The sequence below is a fragment of the Cycloclasticus pugetii PS-1 genome (genome assembly GCF_000384415.1).
GTDB classification, from domain to species: Bacteria; Pseudomonadota; Gammaproteobacteria; order Methylococcales; family Cycloclasticaceae; genus Cycloclasticus; species Cycloclasticus pugetii.
Window position 1 is genome coordinate 930,000 of sequence record NZ_ARVU01000001.1, and the last position, 19,174, is coordinate 949,173.

General features: G+C 41.4%; 16 protein-coding genes. 11 read left to right on the top strand and 5 right to left on the bottom strand.

Going from position 1 to position 19,174, the window contains the following annotated elements:
* Positions 1-52 precede the first annotated feature (52 nt).
* Positions 53-2,467 carry a fatty acid cis/trans isomerase gene (locus CYCPU_RS0104540; RefSeq protein WP_020162052.1) on the bottom strand — a complete coding sequence of 805 codons (2,415 nt, stop codon included), beginning with the start codon at positions 2,465-2,467 and terminating at the stop codon, positions 53-55.
* Between the two features lie 2 nt (positions 2,468-2,469).
* Between CYCPU_RS0104540 and CYCPU_RS0104545 the strand changes: the two genes are divergently transcribed.
* The gene (locus tag CYCPU_RS0104545; protein ID WP_232228571.1) at positions 2,470-3,138 is read left to right on the top strand and encodes a DUF502 domain-containing protein; all 669 of its coding nucleotides are present in this window, start codon (positions 2,470-2,472) and stop codon (positions 3,136-3,138) included.
* Positions 3,139-3,249: 111 nt separating this feature from the next.
* On the opposite strand, the gene CYCPU_RS0104550 is transcribed toward CYCPU_RS0104545, so the two are convergent.
* The 3 genes from CYCPU_RS0104550 to CYCPU_RS0104560 form a co-directional block, all read right to left on the bottom strand.
* Positions 3,250-4,359 (bottom strand): ribonucleotide-diphosphate reductase subunit beta, encoded by a 1,110-nt coding sequence (locus CYCPU_RS0104550; RefSeq protein ID WP_015005728.1) that lies wholly within the window; start codon positions 4,357-4,359, stop codon positions 3,250-3,252.
* 35 nt (positions 4,360-4,394) lie between these two features.
* Positions 4,395-7,187, bottom strand: a complete 2,793-nt coding sequence (locus CYCPU_RS0104555; protein WP_020162054.1) for a ribonucleoside-diphosphate reductase subunit alpha — start codon at positions 7,185-7,187, stop codon at positions 4,395-4,397.
* A gap of 271 nt (positions 7,188-7,458) precedes the next feature.
* Positions 7,459-8,355: a LysR family transcriptional regulator gene (locus CYCPU_RS0104560; RefSeq protein WP_020162055.1), complete on the bottom strand. Its 897-nt coding sequence runs from the start codon at positions 8,353-8,355 to the stop codon at positions 7,459-7,461.
* Positions 8,356-8,452: 97 nt separating this feature from the next.
* On the opposite strand from CYCPU_RS0104560, the gene metE reads away from it, so the two are divergent.
* Both metE and CYCPU_RS0104570 read left to right on the top strand, forming a co-directional pair.
* Positions 8,453-10,744 (top strand): 5-methyltetrahydropteroyltriglutamate--homocysteine S-methyltransferase, encoded by a 2,292-nt coding sequence (metE, locus tag CYCPU_RS0104565; protein WP_026362594.1) that lies wholly within the window; start codon positions 8,453-8,455, stop codon positions 10,742-10,744.
* A gap of 190 nt (positions 10,745-10,934) precedes the next feature.
* Positions 10,935-11,846: a cation diffusion facilitator family transporter gene (locus tag CYCPU_RS0104570; RefSeq protein ID WP_020162057.1), complete on the top strand. Its 912-nt coding sequence runs from the start codon at positions 10,935-10,937 to the stop codon at positions 11,844-11,846.
* Here CYCPU_RS0104570 and CYCPU_RS0104575 read toward each other — a convergent pair.
* The gene (locus tag CYCPU_RS0104575) at positions 11,843-12,499 is read right to left on the bottom strand and encodes a glutathione S-transferase (RefSeq protein ID WP_016389488.1); all 657 of its coding nucleotides are present in this window, start codon (positions 12,497-12,499) and stop codon (positions 11,843-11,845) included. The two genes, CYCPU_RS0104570 and CYCPU_RS0104575, sit on opposite strands and share 4 nt — an antisense overlap.
* 219 nt (positions 12,500-12,718) lie before the next feature.
* On the opposite strand from CYCPU_RS0104575, the gene CYCPU_RS0104580 reads away from it, so the two are divergent.
* From CYCPU_RS0104580 to CYCPU_RS0104615, 8 genes are all read left to right on the top strand, one after another.
* Positions 12,719-13,576, top strand: coding sequence for a DMT family transporter (locus CYCPU_RS0104580; RefSeq protein WP_269493139.1), 858 nt, complete (start codon positions 12,719-12,721; stop codon positions 13,574-13,576).
* Positions 13,577-13,855, top strand: coding sequence for a peptidylprolyl isomerase (locus tag CYCPU_RS0104585; protein WP_016389483.1), 279 nt, complete (start codon positions 13,577-13,579; stop codon positions 13,853-13,855).
* Between the two features lie 21 nt (positions 13,856-13,876).
* Positions 13,877-14,119 carry a hypothetical protein gene (locus tag CYCPU_RS0104590; protein WP_015005736.1) on the top strand — a complete coding sequence of 81 codons (243 nt, stop codon included), beginning with the start codon at positions 13,877-13,879 and terminating at the stop codon, positions 14,117-14,119.
* A gap of 46 nt (positions 14,120-14,165) precedes the next feature.
* Positions 14,166-15,083, top strand: a complete 918-nt coding sequence (locus CYCPU_RS0104595; RefSeq protein ID WP_020162059.1) for a lysophospholipid acyltransferase family protein — start codon at positions 14,166-14,168, stop codon at positions 15,081-15,083.
* Between the two features lie 36 nt (positions 15,084-15,119).
* Positions 15,120-16,646 carry an AbgT family transporter gene (locus CYCPU_RS0104600; RefSeq protein ID WP_020162060.1) on the top strand — a complete coding sequence of 509 codons (1,527 nt, stop codon included), beginning with the start codon at positions 15,120-15,122 and terminating at the stop codon, positions 16,644-16,646.
* Between the two features lie 63 nt (positions 16,647-16,709).
* On the top strand, positions 16,710-17,168 hold the full coding sequence (locus CYCPU_RS0104605; protein WP_020162061.1) for a DMT family transporter: 459 nt from the start codon (positions 16,710-16,712) through the stop codon (positions 17,166-17,168).
* 46 nt (positions 17,169-17,214) lie between these two features.
* A complete protein-coding gene (gene rssA / locus CYCPU_RS0104610) occupies positions 17,215-18,117 on the top strand; it encodes a patatin-like phospholipase RssA (protein ID WP_020162062.1) in 903 nt (300 codons plus the stop codon).
* A gap of 41 nt (positions 18,118-18,158) precedes the next feature.
* On the top strand, positions 18,159-18,941 hold the full coding sequence (locus CYCPU_RS0104615) for a methyltransferase domain-containing protein (RefSeq protein WP_020162063.1): 783 nt from the start codon (positions 18,159-18,161) through the stop codon (positions 18,939-18,941).
* The last annotated feature ends 233 nt before the right edge of the window (positions 18,942-19,174 follow it).

Genomic DNA, 19,174 nt, shown 5'->3' on the forward strand with positions numbered 1-19,174 from the left:
TTTTTCAGGTAAATAGGGTGTCAGGCTATTTTTAGGTTGGCATTCATCATACCTACCATCGCCCATAACGATTTATGTCATATATTCCTGATTCTAATGGCCGCTTAGTATTAAGTGATGTGGTGAAATCATGCAAAACGTTCCAGAAATTTGGATTCATGCGTCGAATACCCCATTTATTAATCACGGCATCAAATGCCTCAGGGGTGTCTGCTTGAGATAAGGCAAAAACAAAATCATTTAGCTCCTTGATGCTAATAACAAACATTAGGTTAGGGTAGCTGCCAATTAATTCAGGGAAAATAGCTAAGGTATCTTGCTGATCTTGGTGCCTTAAAGATTCACCTAAAATAAAGGAGACACTACTGTGACGACGGTTTTTTAACATGCTGTAAGACAAAAACTGACCGTCTAGCTGTTCAATTTTAATAAAGCTGATTTCTGGTAACCAGTTGATTGCCTTTAATTGCGAAGCAGGGGTGCTGGCAAGCTTAGAGAGTAACTGGTTTATTTGAGTACCTTGATGTTCGAACGTTTCTTTTTTAAGGCTGGCTGCTTCATGACATTCAGCATCACAGCGGTTAATACTATCTTTTGCTTTGGTTAATGCTGGGTAGTCATTTAGTTGTGACGTAAGTAATTCTGAGTAAGGCTCTTTTGTCTCGTAGTTAATGGCTACCGGCGAATCTATATCTATATCATGATAGGTAAACTCGGTTTTAATATTGGCGAAGGTTGGGTACCATTTTTTATACAGTGGTTCTCGGTAATCAGCAGGCATTAAGCGCAAGAAATTAACTTCTGAACTATTACGAATTAAATCAAAATAGAGCCGAGTTTGTGTTTGATGAGAAGCGCTACCAAACACATTAAAACTGACTACTAATTCATAATAGGTTCTTTCGAGTAAGGGGTAATCCATTAGCCACGTGGTTAATGGTAATTCTCCCTTCCATCCCTTTGTAACAGAAGCGTTATCGTGGTGGCGAAACACGGTAAGGAAAGCATTGTCATTGACCTGTTCCCCATTCCATATATGTTCCTTGGTTGCACCTTGTGGAAATGTTTTTTGATAGGTGAGTTGACGCTGACCTATATATTGGTTTCGTTTGGTCTCATATTTCATCCATTGGCTACCAAAATCCAGTAAGGATGTTTTTTCACCTGGCAGCCCTAAGTAAGGATTCATTGCATGTTGGTAATCAGGGTTATTGGTGTAGACCTCATGTTTTGGGTTTTCAAACATAACCCAAAATTGGTCACGGATAACATTGGTTGCTATTTGCCCTCGGCAGACTGGGCCGCGAATAAAGTTGCGTATAAAAAATTCGGCGTTATCTAGTAGAAAACGGTAACGGGCTTTTGCTGGAATAGCCTGATAAGTGATAAAAGGGTTTGACCTTTCTAAATAAGAATAGCCGGGAAGTTTGTCGACAGACCACCCAGGAGTCATGAATAATTGTTTAAAGTGTTTTAAGCGTTGTTGATCAAACCTATATGGAATATGGGTTTTATGCACAATGGTTTCTTCAATAGCTTTTAAACGATAATAAAAAGCCTGATTTACATCGTCAAACGGTCTTGCTGTATTAACAGGCATAATTTTTTGACCGCTGGGAGTATAAGATCTCACCAGTGAATAAAACTGTATGCCTGCGTTGGGTGAGTTACCGGCAGATTGGTTGACTTGATCGAAATATAAATGGCCTAAGAAAAGGTGTTCATATAAATAGCGTGCTACCAATGCTGTACGTTTATCGTTACTGTTTAACCAAGTTTCCCACTGGACAATCATTGCCTGATGTTCTGGTGAAATATCGATGTTCTTTGTGACGATTTTAGCGCCCTCACTCAGCCAAGTGCTTAAGGTTTGTGCCTCGTTTTCATTTAGACCGGCAACAGCTAGCGGCATTCCTCCATGTGGGTTGTTTTTTGCGTAGTCAGAAAACTCTCCGGGAGCAGGGCAGGTATTCTCTCGTTTTAAGCCAAGTTGAATATTTTTTGGGATCGGCTGATTAGGTGTTAGCGGGTTTTGTAAGGCTAAATCAATCATGTTTTTAAACAAGGGCTGATTATTATTCTCTCCCCCGTGTTGTAGACGTTTTTCTAACACAGAAAAAAAGCCTTTTTCTCGCCATTCTTTTGCACTTTGAGCATCGATTGATAATCGAGTAGGGCTAGCATCATTTAAACGGGTAGCATCGTACACCGATTGCTTTGTTGCTCCACGCTCAAGACCATCAGGTGACTGCATTTTTAGTTGACAAGGAGCGTCATAACAAGCATGACAAGCAATACATTTCTTTTCAAGAATAGGTTTAATGTCGCTGTGGTAATCGAAGGTTTGATGTTTGCCGATAACCCTTGGGGCCGTTCTATTGTCTTTTTCACAGGCTGCAAGAACTAAAACGAGTGAAAAGAAAACCATAAAGTTCAGGTTTTTGTTACGAATGGTGTTTGTATGCATGAGTGAAAAATTACTACATAATGTTGATTACCTTAAAGACCAACAAGTTTACTCGACAATCGCTGACTGAAAATTTAATTATGAAAAAATTATGGACGATATTACTGAAAGGCAGTGTTGCTGTTTTTCCTGCACTGTTAACGTTGTACTTTTTTTATTGGCTGGTGACGACAATAGAAAAAACGGTGAGTCCTTTAATTATGTTCATTATCCCCGAGCAATATTACGTGCCTGGCATCGGTTTGTTAGTCGGTATTTGCTTTTTGTTTTGTGTCGGTTTATTGGTTAATGCTTGGATCTTTAAGTGGGTATTTGGACTTGGTGAGAAACTGTTAGAAAGAATTCCATTGATAAAGTCAGTGTATGGCGCACTTCGCGACTTTATGCACTATTTTTCACCATCAGGCGAGCAAAAAGAGCTTAAAAAAGTGGTGATGGTTAGCATTAATAATATGCAATTAATCGGGTTTATGGTCAGTGAGGCAGGTGAGCTTCCTGGTGTTGATATGCCTGATGATAAAGTGGCCGTTTATCTACCCATGAGCTACCAAATAGGCGGGTTTACTGTGTATATATCAAAAGAGAATATTCAGCTCATCGATATGTCTGTAGAAGATGCTATGCGCCAAGTATTGACGGCCGGCTTGTCTAAAAAGAAAACAGCTCCATAGTTTATAAAAAGCATCAATCAAGTGTGTTTTTATCTAAGGGTGAAGGTTTGCCGCAACTGTCATTGTCGGCAAACCTTTTATTGATAAGACCTTTATAAAACGATTTTTAATTTACCAATTTAATGCACCACCAGTTTGATATTCGGTCACGCGTGTTTCAAAGAAGTTTTTTTCTTTACGCAAATTAGCTTGCTCATCTAACCATGCTAGGGTGTTTTTTGCGCCTGGAAAGGGCTCTTTTAATGCTAAGGTGCGTGAGCGTCGGTTGGCAATAAAGCGAAACTGCTCAATATGGTCAGCTTTGTTGTAGCCTAAAATGGGCTTCTCTAGCAGGTAGTTGGCATAGTCAAGCTCGGCGGCTTCAGCTTCCTCCCAAAGTGCTTGTACTGCCTGTGGGTCTAACTGGATATTTTCTTCAATTAAAATTTGTTTGATAACGCGCAGACCAAAAGAGCAGTGCATGACTTCATCGCGCATAATATATTGAAGTTGCTCGGCAGTTCCCTTCATTAAACCACGCCGTTGTAAGGCAAAAATGGGGCTAAAGCCGTTATAAAACCAAGTTCCTTCAAAAATGGCAGCAAAAAAGAAATACGCCATGACAAAGTTTTGCAGTTCATCTTTATTCGTTAAATCAATGTCGGGGCGCATAATTGAGCCCAGCCGTTGATTACACAATTGAATTTTATGATGTATTTGCGGCACAACGCGATAGCGGTTGTAAATCTCCGATTGGTCAAGCCCAATGGTTTCTATGCAATGTTGGTAGGTCCATGTGTGCATAGCTTCTTCATACACTTGTCGAGCCTGATAAATTTGTAGCTCGGGCGCACTCATCTTTTCCATCACCGCCAATCCGATATTTCTCATGGCGAGAATGTCCGAGGTGGTCAGGTAAGCTAAAACATTTTCATAAACATGGCGCTCTTCGGGCGTTAGTTTATGTTGATAATCATGAATATCTTGAGTCATATTGACATCTAACGGTGTCCAATGATTTTTATTCGCATTGATAAAGTAATTCCATGCCCAGTGATATTTAAAGGGGGCCAGTTGGTTAATGTCAGCCATGCCATTAATTACCCGTTTATCTTCTGGGTTAATTGGCGAGTTAGCTGGCCGTGAAGACGTAGCAGCTTGCGCTTGGTTGACAGTGGGTTTGTTGCTTGATGTGTTTTCTTTGCTTGAGTTTTTCGCAAATGGATCATTCCAATTTAGCATCATAATTCCTCTTAATTTACATGTTAGGTGATGGCCTACTGGCAGGCATCACAATCAGGGTCTAAGATAGAGCAGACCTGCGGTGCTTGTTCGGACGTCGCGTCGTTATGATTATCATTTTGTTCCATATGGGTCGCCCCTATGGAGCGCAAATAATAGGTACACTTTAGGCCTCTTGCCCAAGCGAGCATGTAGAGACTATCGAGTTTTTGGCCTGATGCTTCAGCCATATAAAGGTTGAGACTTTGTGATTGATCAAGCCATTTTTGTCGCCGCCCAGCCGCTTCAATGAGCCAGCGCGAATCTATTTCAAATGCTGTGGCATAAAGGGCTTTAAGTGCTTCAGGTACACGTTCAATGTGTTGCACAGAACCGTCGTAGTACTTTAAGTCATTAATCATGACCTCATCCCACAGGCCAAGCTCTTTGAGATCAGCCACCAAATGAGTATTGATAACAGTAAACTCACCAGACAGATTAGATTTAACAAACATGTTTTGATAGGTTGGCTCGATAGATTGCGAAACGCCGCAAATATTTGAGATCGTGGCCGTTGGTGCAATCGCCAAACAGTTACTATTTCGCATACCTGTGTTCATTACTTGCTGGCGTAAGCTGTCCCAGTCTAGGGTTTGACTTTGGTCAACTTGTAAATACTGGCCACGCAGCTCAGCCAGCGTTTTTAATGAGTCAATCGGTAAAATGCCTTTGCTCCATAAAGAGCCTTTGAAACTAGGGTAGGAACCCCGTTCAGCGGCTAACTTACAGGAGGCGCTAATGGCGTAATAGCTGATTAACTCCATTGATTTATCAGCAAACTCAACCGCTTGTTCACTGCTGTAGGGTATTTTTAATTGTTGTAAACTGTCTTGAAAGCCCATTATGCCCAGGCCAACTGGGCGATGCTTTAAGTTTGAGTTGCGCGCTTGCGGGACACTGTAATAATTGTAATCAATCACGTTATCGAGCATTCGCATGGCGGTGGTAATTGTTTTTTCTAAATGTACAAGATCCAGTTCGTTACCCTGTAGATGGGCGGGTAGATTGATAGAACCCAAATTGCAAACAGCAATTTCTTGCTCACTGGTATGTAAGGTGATTTCGGTACAAAGATTCGAGCTGTTAACAACACCGACATGCTGATTGGTATAGCGAATGTTACAAGGGTCTTTAAAGGTAATCCAAGGGTGACCGGTTTCAAATAACATGCCCAGCATTTTTCGCCAAAGATCTACTGCTTTGATGGTTTTATGTAATTTTATCTCGCCTTGCTGAGCTTTCTGCTCGCACAGCTGGTACGCCTTTTTAAAGGCTTCACCAGTTAAGGCATGAAGGTGGGGCACTTCGTCGGGTGAAAAAAGAGTCCAATCATCTTGTTCGATAACGCGTTGCATAAATAGATCAGGGATCCAGTTGGCGGTATTCATATCGTGGGTTCGGCGGCGCTCATCACCGGTGTTTTTTCGAAGCTCTAAAAAGGCTTCAATATCAATATGCCATGTTTCAAGGTAGGCACAAACAGCCCCTTTACGTTTGCCGCCTTGATTAACCGCAACCGCGGTGTCATTGGCGACTTTTAAAAAGGGAATCACTCCTTGAGATTGGCCATTGGTCCCTTTGATCTCAGCGCCTAAGGCACGAACTTGCGTCCAATCATTGCCTAGCCCACCGGCATATTTAGAGAGTAAGGCGTTATCTCTGAAAGATGAGTAAATATCGGCCAAATCATCGTTAACGGTGGTGAGGTAGCAGCTGGACAGTTGTGGCCTTGGTGTGCCCGCATTAAATAAGGTTGGTGTCGAACTCATAAAGTCAAAAGATGAGAGTAATTGATAAAACTCAATCGCTCGTTCTTCTCGCTCAACCTCATTAATTGCTAAGCCCATTGCTACGCGCATAAAAAAGGCTTGTGGTAACTCAAAACGGGTGTCTTTTGTGTGAATGAAATAACGGTCGTAGAGTGTTTGTAAACCAAGGTAACTAAAATTAAAATCACGCTCACTTTGTAGCGCCTCGGCTAGCTTATCTAGGTCGAATCTTGATAATTCTTCATCTAATAAGTTTAATGAAACGGCTTTGTTGATATAAGCTTTGAAATACTCAGGATAGTCGGCGAGCATCTCAGCTTGGCTTCGGCTGGTGGTTTGTTGGTGAGTAAAACTTAATGCCTCGGTGCGTAAATTATTAAGCAGCAACCTTGCTGCCAATTGGCTATAGTCGGGGTCTGTGTCAATCAAGCCTCTGGCACCCATAACAATGGCTTGTTGGAAGGCGGACTCGGGCATTTCATCAAAAAGGTTATTTTTAATTTCGTTGATTACTCGTTCGACTGAAATATCATTAAGCCCTTCTGCGCACTCTGATATTAAGTCGCTCAGTGATTCTTCGTTAAATGGCTGGAGGGACTGGTCAACTTGCTGGATGCTAATTTGCCAGCTGGATTGTTCAGCTGTTTCTTCGGCAGAACGTTCAGCGGATCGTTGTTCACGATACAAAACATAGGCACGGGCTACCTTATGTAAGTCGGCGCGCATCAGTGCTAATTCCACTTGGTCTTGTATGCTTTCGATATGAATGGTGTCACTTATCGATAGATGCCTAACAATAGCCTGTTGTACTTGGCTGCTTAGTTGAGTGGCAAGATCGTGAATATGACTAGATTGTTGTGTATGTTCACCTTCTACCGCCAATAAGGCTTTACTGATGGCAATATAAATTTTATTAACATCGAATTGGGTTAGTTGCCCGTTGCGGCGAATAACTTGATAGTTGACAGCTTGCGCAGCTGCTGGATGATCTGTTGTTAAAGCGACAGAAAGATCGTTCATTGTTAAATCCTCAGGTTGATTATTAGGCAAACCTCGAGGCAACAATGGGAAAAAGTGATATCAATACGGGGCTGATACATCACTGATTACAATCCTTAACGCGAGGCTTGGCAAAAAATAGAGGTAATCGGACTGAGTGAATATAAGATTCACAACACCGTTGCGCGACAGTTCTGGATTCTAACCAGATTCCCCTCAAATACTATATATAGTGCTTAAATATTTATTGGCTAACAAGATAATGTAAAATTAATGTATTTACAAGTGCTTGTTATTTTTTATTTTTGAACCCCCGTGCTAATTCAATAAAGGCACTGATGTAAGGTGTTTCAATATCTTGCTCACGGCAAGCAGCATGTAACATCCCATGCATGCCCTTAGCGCCCAGTGGTTTTCCAATTAATGACTGTGCTGTTGATGGCGCATCCAATAACCAGTCGGGTAGGGCAGCCACCCCTTGGCCAACGGCAATTAATTGCATCATCATTGTGGTTAATTCAACCTGACGAACTTGCGCGGGTTCTACATTGGCAGGGTCTAGGTAGTGTCTAAATACATCAAGGCGACTACGCTCAACTGGGTAGGTAATAAGCGTTTGCTCGGCTAAGTCTTCTGCGTTAATGAAGGCTTTATCTTTCAATGGGTGCTGATCATTCATCACTAACAAGGCTTGATACGGAAACAGCGTTAAGAATGAAAGACCTGGTTTATCAACTGGGTCGGTACTAATAACTAAGTCAATTTCACCACGACTCAGCGCCGGTAGCGGATTAAAACTCATACCGAGTTTGATATCAATATGGATGTCTGGCCATTGCTTGCGGTATTGCTCTAAGGTTGGTAATAACCATTCAAAACAGGCATGACATTCAATGGTAATAAAAAGCCTTCCTGCTTTGCCATTAGCAATTTGTTTAAGCTCATGCTCGGTGTTTTCAACCAACGGTAATACTCGCTCAGCTAGATCTAATAAGCGTTGCCCCGCATCAGTAAGCCCGAGGGGCTTGTGTTGGCGGAAAAACAGCGTCGTTTCAAAGTGGTTCTCAATTGTTTTTATTTGGTGTGATAAGGCCGATGGTGTCAGATGAAGCTTTTGTGCGGCTTGATTAAGGTTTTTACTGCGGGCAATGGTGTAAATGGCCCTGAGGTGTCGAATTTCTAAGATCATGGTGAATTTATTTCAACTTAATGGTGAAAATTATGAGATTGATTCAATTCTATGCTTGCTGGATACTTCTCGCAACATAAAAATAATGAGGTTAAAGATGATTCGTACACATAATTTAGGTTTTCCACGTATTGGCGCGCAAAGAGAGTTAAAAAAATCATTAGAGTCGTATTGGCAAGGAGAGATAGATTCGCAAGATTTGTTTAATAATGGCCAACAATTAAGAAAGAACAACTGGCAAACTCAAGCTGACTCGGGCTTAGACCTTATACCCGTGGGTGATTTTTCGTGGTATGACCATGTGCTAGATATGAGCGCCTTACTAGGCTGTATACCTGAACGATTTAAGCATGATGGTGGTGCAGTGGATATTGACACGTACTTTCGGATGGCGCGTGGCCGTTCTGTTGATGGTGGTGATGTTAGCGCTTGCGAAATGACTAAATGGTTTGATACGAATTATCACTATATCGTGCCCGAATTTCAGCCCGAGCAGTCGTTTAAGCTATCCACTGAAAAGTTGTTTGAGGAGGTAAATGAAGCGCTTCAATTAGGCCATCGTGTTAAACCCGTTATTTTAGGCCCGCTGAGTTTTCTTTGGCTTGGCAAGGCAGAGGGCGAGAAGTTCGATAAGTTAAACGTGCTCGATCAACTGCTGGCAGCTTATGGTGAGATATTAAATCGTTTATCTGATCTGGGTGTCGAATGGGTACAAATTGATGAGCCTATTTTAGTCCTCGATTTGCCTGATCAATGGAAGTTAGCCTTTGAACAGGCCTACCATAAATTACAACGAGGCGATCTAAAGTTATTGGTGGCAAGCTACTTTGGCGAGTTAGCTGACAATTTAAAGCTTGTTTGCGATTTGCCCGTGGCAGGGCTGCACATCGATGCGATTAGAAGCCCCGAACAAGTCCAACAACTGATTGACTGGTTGCCCAGTTATAAGGTGTTGTCAGTCGGTATTATTGATGGCCGAAATGTTTGGAAAAACAATTTGGGCGCGACAGTCAGCGTGACACAAGCTATTCAACAACATTGGGCTGGCGAGTTATGGCTGGCACCTTCTTGCTCTTTACTGCATGTGCCTGTTAATTTGGCGTTTGAAACGTCATTATCGGATGATATTAAATCTTGGTTATCTTTTGCCACAGAAAAACTTACCGAGTTACAGTTGGTAAAAGCCGCGGTGTTAGATAATAACTGTTTATCAAGCGATGAGTTTTCACGTAATAGGGAAGCCATTAGCAATAGAGAAAATTCTTCGCTGGTGCATAATAAAGACGTTCAGCGATGTTTAGAGAATGTGAAAAGCTTAAGCTTAAAGCGAGGCTTAGATTTTAACGAGCGGATTAAACTTCAACAGCAGCATTTGCGCCTACCTAATTTCCCAACGACGACCATTGGCTCGTTTCCACAAACCACCGATATTAGATCAAACAGGCGACGTTACAAACAGGGTGAACTTTCTCAGGCAGACTACCAATCAGTCATGCAACAAGAGATTGCTGATGTCATTGCCAAGCAAGAAGCGCTAGGCTTGGATGTGTTGGTGCATGGTGAGCCAGAAAGAAACGACATGGTGGAGTATTTTGGTGAACAACTACAGGGCTTTGCCTTTACACAAAACGGCTGGGTGCAGTCATATGGCTCGCGTTGTGTGAAACCGCCGATTATTTATGGGGATGTGTCTAGACCTAAACAAATGACAGTGAATTGGGCTAACTATGCACAATCGTTAACCGATAAACCGGTTAAAGGCATGTTGACTGGGCCGGTGACCATTTTGAATTGGTCGTTTGTTAGAGATGATCAAGACCGTGCGACTACATGCCAACAAATAGCCTTAGCAATACGAGATGAGGTGCTGGATTTAGAAAAAGCAGGTATTCGCATTATTCAAATAGATGAAGCGGCGTTACGAGAAGGCTTACCATTGCGAAAAAAACAATGGTCAGAATACTTAAACTGGGCTATTGAGGCTTTTTGTATTACCACCTCAGGGGTGAAAAATGAGACACAGATTCATACCCACATGTGTTATTCAAACTTTAATGACATCATGAGCTCTGTCAGTGACATGGATGCTGATGTGATTACCTTTGAAACCTCACGATCAGATATGAAATTACTAGATGCTTTTGAACAGTTTCAATACCCAAATGAAATTGGCCCTGGGGTGTATGATATCCACTCGCCAAATGTTCCAAAAATTGAGCAGATAGAATATTTAATGCAGCAGGCAGCAAGGCGGATTCCGTTGGAGAGACTGTGGGTGAACCCAGATTGTGGCTTAAAAACACGTGCTTGGCCGGAAGTGCAACAAGCGTTGCGCAATATGGTCACAGCCGCTAAGCAATTAAGGCAGTCGGTTACAGTGGTTGAGTAAGAGAGCAGTGTTTTCATAGGATTTGTGTGTTACATCACCTAATCGGGTTGTGCTGGAACAAATAGTCATGGTTTGAAAAACATAGGACGTTTAAAATATGAGAAGGTCGGTGCTAGTCTTAATGGTTTAAGGCTGGCATTGATTTTTGTTTTAATACGCCATTGATTAAGTCAAAAATATGAGGGACTGTATGCACGAACGCACGTTAGATCATTTAAAACACAGTCATGATTTCTCGTTGAAAAATGAACGTGGAGAACGGCGCACACAATATGTGTTGATATTGACCGCTATTACCATGGTCGCAGAAATAGTGGCTGGTACTGTGTTTGGCTCAATGGCGTTGTTAGCTGATGGCTGGCATATGGCCACTCACGTAGCAGCCTTTTTAATTACTATATATGCCTATCGTTATGCACGTAGGCATGCAAAAAATAAGGCTTACACGTTTGGTACTGGTAAAGTCGGTGTGCTAGGTGGTTTTGCCAGTGCCGTTGCCTTGGCTGTTGTAGCATTTGTGATGGTGATTGACTCTATCCAACGCTTGATTGATCCTCAAGTGATACAATTTAATGCGGCGATTGGTGTGGCAGTTATTGGCCTTCTGGTAAATTTTATTAGTGCTTTTTTACTTAAAGAAGACCATCATCATGGCCACGCTCATGACCACAATTTAGAAGCGGCTTATATGCATGTTCTCGCCGATGCATTAACATCATTACTCGCTATTGTAGCATTGCTATCTGGCAAGTATTTTGGTCTTAATTGGCTTGATCCAATGATGGGTATAGTAGGAGCAGTAATTATTACTCGCTGGTCTTATGGCTTATTAAAGCAGACGAGCCCTATTTTACTGGATGGCAGTGTTGATGAGAAATATAGGCTTGCCATTAAAGACAGCATTGAAAAAGACGCCGATAACCGTGTTTCAGATATTCATATCTGGAAAGTCAGTGCAAATCATTATGCCGCAATTATTTCTTTGGTCACACATGACCCGAAGCCGACAGAACACTATAAAGATCTATTAGCGGGCTTTCAGCAACTTTCTCATATTACCGTTGAGGTATATGAATGCGCTGATGAGGTTTGCGAAATTTAAACCTTACCGAATACAACGGTTGCTTGATTTTCTGTCCAAGGTTCGTGCTTGACCATTGCTTTTGTAAAAACAGCTTGTTGGTATTGGGCTGTTAACCATCGCTGTAGAGCGGGGTAAGGCGCTTGTAGATACCATTGCCGTTCAACACGAGAGAATTGCCTGATAAAGGGTAAAATCGCATAGTCGACTAAGCTGGGGTTATCGCCCATGATGAACTCATGTCGGTTAAGTCGCTGCTCAAGTTGTTTAACGTATTCTTCACAGTGCCCGCGGTAAGTGTTTTTCTCTTTGTCGTGATATCGAGAGGCCGCTTTATATTTTTTAAGTGAGTCTACGAAGGTGATATCGTTATGTTCAATGAACTTAAGCATATCCTCTAGCATGCTGGCTTGGTGCTTATAAAGTAAGTTACTAGGGTCATTTTTATTTAAGGCCCAAAGCATAATATCGATACTTTGATCGATGACTAAGCCATCATTTAAGACCAGTACGGGAACGGTTGCTTTTGCTGAAACAGATAGCATCTCTTCGGGCTTTTTTTTCATGTTCACTTCACGCAAAGTAACGACTTGTTGAGCCATTAATAAACCCATTCGTGCTCGCATCGCATAAGGGCACTGACGTAATGAATAAAGCGTTGGTAAAGAGGGCATAAAAGAGGTCGTTGTTTTGAATGTAATGGAAATGTCTTGAGTATAAGGGTGATTGTAGCGTCAAGTTGTGAGTGTCACATAGTTTTGATCTAATGAGGTTTAATAAATACCTCAGCATCAGAAAAGACTGCGTTAAACACTGTAAAATGCGGATTCAAGTTTTTTTACATATGCACTTCGGAGATAACCATCAACGCTTTTCTATCTATCCCTCTAGGTATTCGCTACATGATACTCAGTGCTTTTGCATTCAGCATCATGGCATTGTTTGTAAAATTAGTCGGTGATCACGGGATTCCTGTTTTAGAAATAGTTGCTGCGCGCTCGCTCATTTCATTGGTCATCAGTTACCTAGGGCTAAGGCGAGAAGGAATCGCAGTATTGGGTACACGTAAAGGCTTGTTGGCGGCACGCGGCTTAATTGGTTTTGCTGCCCTTATTTGTGTGTTTTATGCAATTACCCATTTGCCCTTAGCCGAAGCAATGGTTTTACAGTATCTGCACCCTATGTTTACTGCGTTATTAGCACTGTTTTTTTTAAAAGAGGTGTTAAGAGTTGGCACGCTGGTATGTATTTTTTTAAGTTTTTTCGGCGTATTAATTATAGTGCAACCGGACGTTCTGTTCTCTTCAACTACGGTTGATTTTGATTTTTTCACAGTGATGATTGCTATTGCGGGTGCGTTTGGTAGTGCCGTTGCCTATACCTTAGTTCGAGCCTTGGGGAAAACAGAGCACCCCTTAGTGATCGTGATGTATTTTCCGTTAATTTCCTTACCGGCTAGTCTGATTTTGCTATGGGGCGACTTTGTCATACCAGTAGGGATTGAATGGTTTTACCTACTAGCCATTGGGGTTGCAACCCAAGTAGGTCAGGTAGGTCTAACAAAAAGTATGCGCACTGAATCTGCCGGCCGTGCTACAAGCTTTGGTTACTTACAAGTTGTTTTTGCGATGTTATTAGGTATGCTTTTTTATCAAGAATATCCAAGTCTAAATACCTTATTGGGGGCCGGTTTGATTATCATAGGCGCATACCTCAATCTCACTTGGAAAGAAAAAGTTAAGGAAATATAAATGGCAAAAGCATGTGCACGACATATATTGGTTAAAACTAAGGAAGAGGCCGAGAGACTGAAAAAACAGTTGGCTGGTGGCGCTGATTTTGCAAATTTAGCTAAAAAGCACTCACAGTGCCCTTCAGCAAAAAAAGGCGGGGATCTTGGTGAGTTTAGCCCAGGTAAGATGCTAAAAGCATTTGATAATGTTGTTTTTAAAAAAGCATTGTTAACTGTTCATGGCCCCGTTAAAACGAAGTTTGGCTATCATCTTATTGAAACCATTTACCGGACTTAATGATCAGAAAACTGTCAGATTATGAAAATATTATTTAGTAAACCTCAGCAGTTGAGCGAGGAAAAAAATGTTGAGCTGGTGGCGCAATTGAGCGGTGTCTTGTCATATAAAAACCTTGATGATATGCATACTCACTTCTTATTAGAGTTGGACAATGAAACTGTAGAGTTTGATTCTATTAAGCAGTTGTTTAGTTTATTTGAGCAATGGAATATTGATCAAAGCCCGCTTGAATCTTTATTGCAGATGGTTAATATGAAATAAAAAAATCGCACTGGCTGATAGTTTTAATAAAAAAAGAGGGTCACTCATGGCAACTCAAAAATTTAAATTAAGTTACCTGCATCCTAAATATTGGCTAGCGTGGTTAGCGGTTGGAGTGAGCCGATGTATGGCTATTCTTCCGAGGTCTTGGCAGTTTAGCTTGTCAAAATGGATTGCGAATAGGCTGGCGAGTAAAGAAAATCGTCGCATTAGCACTATTCGACGAAATATTGACCGCTGTTTTGCTAATGAAACAGATGCTTATCGAGAGGAACTTGTTCGCGCTAATATCAAGTCATCAGCCTTAATGTTATTTGATTTGTTTAATATAATTTGGCGGCCACCCGCTGATATGACCGCTAACATTAAGGTTGTTGGTGAAGAATATCTAGAACAGGCGTTGCGTGCAGATAAACCTCTTTTGTTAGTCATTGGGCATTTTACGCCACTTTTTCACGCCATTAGTAAACTGAGTACCTTGGCCCCCTTTGACGTGATTTATAGGCGTATGAATAATCCAGTAATGGAAGCAAATTTGTATCAACGGGGTGCTGGGAAATACCCGATAACCTTATTCCATCGTAAAGATATTCGTAAAATGCTAGAAAAATTGGCTGATAACGGGACGGTTTTTATTGCACCAGACCAAGATTTTGGTGTCAGTCGTGGCGCATTCGTTTCTTTTTTTGGTATTCCAACAGCGACGATTACCACTATTCCACAATATGCCCAACAGACGAATGCGCAAGTGATGTTACTTAGCGCATATCGAGATGGTGAAAAAGGTTCTGTAATTGAGTTTGAGCCTGTTTTAGAGAATTACCCAACGGGTGATGATGTGGCGGATACGCAGCGCTGGACGGATTGGTTAGAAGAAAAAATACGTTTACATCCGGCAGACTATTTATGGATGCATAAGCGCTTTAAAACTCGGCCTAAGGGCGAACCTGGTTTTTATAAATGAATACTAGGATTATCATCATTAAAATAACGAGCAGCTATGCAACAAGCTAAACGCCGATTATCGCAACGATTGTTACGTAGAGTTGAGGCGTGGGGTAATACCTTACCTCACCCAACGATGTTGTTTATTTACTTATGTTTTTTAGTGATAGGGGTGTCATGGATAGGCCATTATCTTGGTTTGTCGGCTATACACCCTGTTAACGGTGAACAAATTAGCGTAGTAAACCTGTTTAATGCGGCTGGTTTGCATCAAATACTGGGCAAAATGGTTTCAAATTTTATGACTTTTGCCCCCGTTGGTCCTGTATTAGTCGCAATGCTTGGATTAGGTATCGCCGAACGATCGGGTTTAATTCAAACCGCTTTGCGTTTAATGGTGATGAAGGCGCCGACAAAGTTTTTAACGTTTATTGTTGTGTTGGCGGGGGTGCTATCTAGTATTGCAGTGGACTCTGGTTATGTAGTGATGATACCAATGGCGGGCGTTATATTTTTAGCCGCAGGACGGCACCCATTAGCGGGCATTGCGGCCTGCTTTGCTGGTGTTTCTGGGGGATTTAGTGCGAACTTATTAGTTGGCCCATTCGATGCTATTCTCGGTGGTATAAGCACAGAAGCTGCGCGCTTGATCGACTCGAATTATGACGTAACCGCTACTGCAAACTACTATTTTATCGTTGTTTCTACGCTGCTGATCTCTGTAGTGGCGACGTGGGTAACCGAGCGTTTTATTAGCCCGATGTTAGGCGAATACCGTGGTGCAGAACAAGGTGATTTAAAAACGGTGTTAACAAGCGAAGAACAAAAAGGTTTAAAAGGGGCCTTTGTAGTTGGGCTGGTTATTGTCGTGGGTATTTTATGGGGGCTAATCCCTGATCAAGGGTTGTTAAGAGACCCTGTAACAGGCGGTATTATTAAGTCACCATTTATGTCTGGTCTGATTGCCTTAATTGCTTTAAGTGCCGCTCTTATGGGGATAACATATGGCAAATTGTCTGGCTGTTTTAAAACCCATGTCGATGTGATTAAGAGCATGGAAAAAAGCATGGAAATAATGGCTACTTACATCGTTTTGATGTTTTTTGCAGCCCAATTTGTTAATTATTTTAATTGGACTAATCTGGGGTTAATTCTTGCCATTAATGGTGCTGATACATTAAAAAATAGTGGGTTGGGTGCTGTTCCATTAATGTTAGGTTTTATCTTTTTTTGCACATTTGCAAATTTATTTATTGGTAGCGCATCAGCTAAATGGGCCATCATGGCCCCTGTTTTTATTCCGATGTTTATGTTGATGGGAGTGGCACCAGAGGTTGTACAGGCGGCTTACCGTGTTGGGGATAGCTCTACTAATATCATTACACCATTGATGCCTTATTTTGCTTTAGTGTTTGCTTTTATGAAACGCTATGATGATAAGGTTGGTGTGGGGACAATCATGACGCTGATGCTACCTTACTCAGTAGCCTTTTTATTAAGTTGGGGGTTATTGTTAAGTCTATGGTTAATGTTGGGTATTCCATTAGGCCCAGGAGCCTCATTGTTTTTAGCCATACCCTAGTGAACAGGGATCGTGGTGCACATTACTATCAGTATCAATAAATATAATAAAGGGGAATAAGAAGTGAATATAGTTGGTCAAAATTTTATCTACGCTGCAGTGATGTTTTTGGCGGGGGTAGGCATTCCTATCATGGGTGCGCTAAGTGGCGGTTTAGGCGCAAGGTTACAAAGCCCAGCGTTAGCAGCGGTTATATTATTTGTAGTTGGTTTTGTGATTGCAGGTGTTTATTTGTTTGTTGTAGAAGGCTTACCTAGTGGGTTACCTGATGCATCAATACCAATACAGTATTATTTGGGCGGTGTATTTATTATTTTTTACACATTAGGGATTACCTATATAGGCCCTAAATTTGGCATTGGTAATGCTGTGTGTTTTGTGTTGTTAGGTCAGCTTATTTCAATGACTGTGATTGATCATTTTGGTTTATTAAGCTCACTTCAGTATTCAATTACTATGCAGCGTTTGGTAGGCTTGTTATTTATGGCGACTGGCGTTTTTTTGGTAGTAAAGCGTTTTTAATTAAAAGGCTTTAATGAGCTGAATTAAACGTCTCAGGAGAGGTTAAGTGGCAGACATGAAAATAGGGTTGGCATTAGGAAGTGGGGCCTCTCGTGGCTGGTCACATATTGGGGTTATTAAAGCGCTGATTAAACAGGGCATAGAACCAGATATCGTTTGTGGAACATCAATAGGTTCACTAGTAGGCGCATCCTATGTATCGGGTCATTTAGATGATCTGGAACAGTGGGCGCTTTCGTTATCTAAGCTTAATACAGTTAAATTCTTTGAGATTAATCGTTCATTTAATGGGTTTGTTAATAAAGATCGGTTGCATCATTTTCTAAGTCAATATGTTGCTTCAGATAAAGCACTCATTGAAGAATTTGACAAGGACTATGCCAGTGTAGCGACAGACCTTAAGACGGGGAGAGAAATATGGCTGTCTGAAGGGTCAGTGTTAGAGGCTGTGTGGGCTTCTATTTCGTTACCGGGTTTGTTCCCAGCGATACAGCATGACAATAAATGGCTGGTCGATGGAGGCTTAGTGAACCCTGTGCCTGTTTCTACTTGTCGAGCCTTAGGCGCGGATGTAGTGATTGCGGTAAATTTAAATGGAGACATTGTCGGTAAGCATATAGGAAAACAAGAGAAAACCATTAAACCATCCGGAAAAGTGGTCGATAAGCTCACCAATTTAGTCGCTGAATATACCGATTCAATTTTTTCATTTGATAGAAACCAAGAACAGACGCCTAGTTTATTTGAGGCGATTGCTGGCTCAGTTAATATTACCCAAGACCGAATTACCCGAAGCCGTATGGCAGGAGACCCCCCAGATATTATCCTGACGCCTAAGTTATCACAAATGGGTTTGTTGGAGTTTTATAGGGCGCAAGAGGCAATAGATGAAGGGATGGACTGTGTCGAGCGGATGATGCAAGAGATACAATGTACTGTGGGTAAATAAAAAAATATTGGTATCTAAAAATAATAATAAGAGGGTAGACAATGGCAGAGGGTTTAAAATTTAATGATGAGGTAAGTCATGCATTAAAAATGGCTTATCAAACGCCGGATATTGTGTCAGCGAGAGGTCAAGTGATTGCCTCACTTAAACTACAAAACGGTTTAAAGGTGCTTGATATTGGCTCTGGTCCTGGCTTATTAGCTAAAGATATCAGCCAGCATATAGGTCCTACAGGGTCAGTGGTTGGTGTTGATATGGCAGACAATATGATTGAGTCGGCTAAACAACTCTGTGCTGATGCTGTGAATGTCACCTTTGAGCAAGGTGATGCAATGTCCTTACCCTTTGCCGACAACAGTTTTGACTCGGTTGTTTCAACGCAGGTCTATGAATATGTTCCTGACTTAAATGCTGCTTTATTAGAGTTCGCAAGGGTACTTCGCCCAGGTGGGCGAGGGGTTATTGTTGATACAGATTGGGCGTTCCCGTACTGGAGCGCAGCGGATGTTGATTGTCGTGACCGTATTATTCATGCATGGAAGCAGCATTGTGCGCAAGAGTCTGTTCCTATGCGTTTGGCTGGCGCCATTAAATCAGCAAGCCTGCAATTAAGTAAGGTGGAAGCGTTGCCAATTATGAACATTGAATATAATGATAAAAATTTTAGTTATTGGTTATCTAAAATTATTGCCTCGTTTGCAATTGACCGTAATGGTGTGACTAATAAGGACTCTGAGGCTTGGTTAGCAGGAATTGAGTCACTTGAACAAAAAGGGGAATACTTTTTTTGTATTAATCGTTATCTTTTTGAAGTGACAAAATGATTTTTTGTAATGGTATTTTTTGCACAGAAAATTAACGTGATTGCACTTATTTATGTAATAGGTTTATCAAGCGAAAACAATAGCTCATTTCTAATGATTAAACGAGTTAGTACGAGGAGGTTGGCATTGGCTACTTCTATTCGATAGATTAAAAGAGGTAGTTTTTTAATGCCTATGCTATTTAAAAAGAACGCCCACTTCAGTGGGCGTTCTTTACACTGAAACTACCAAAG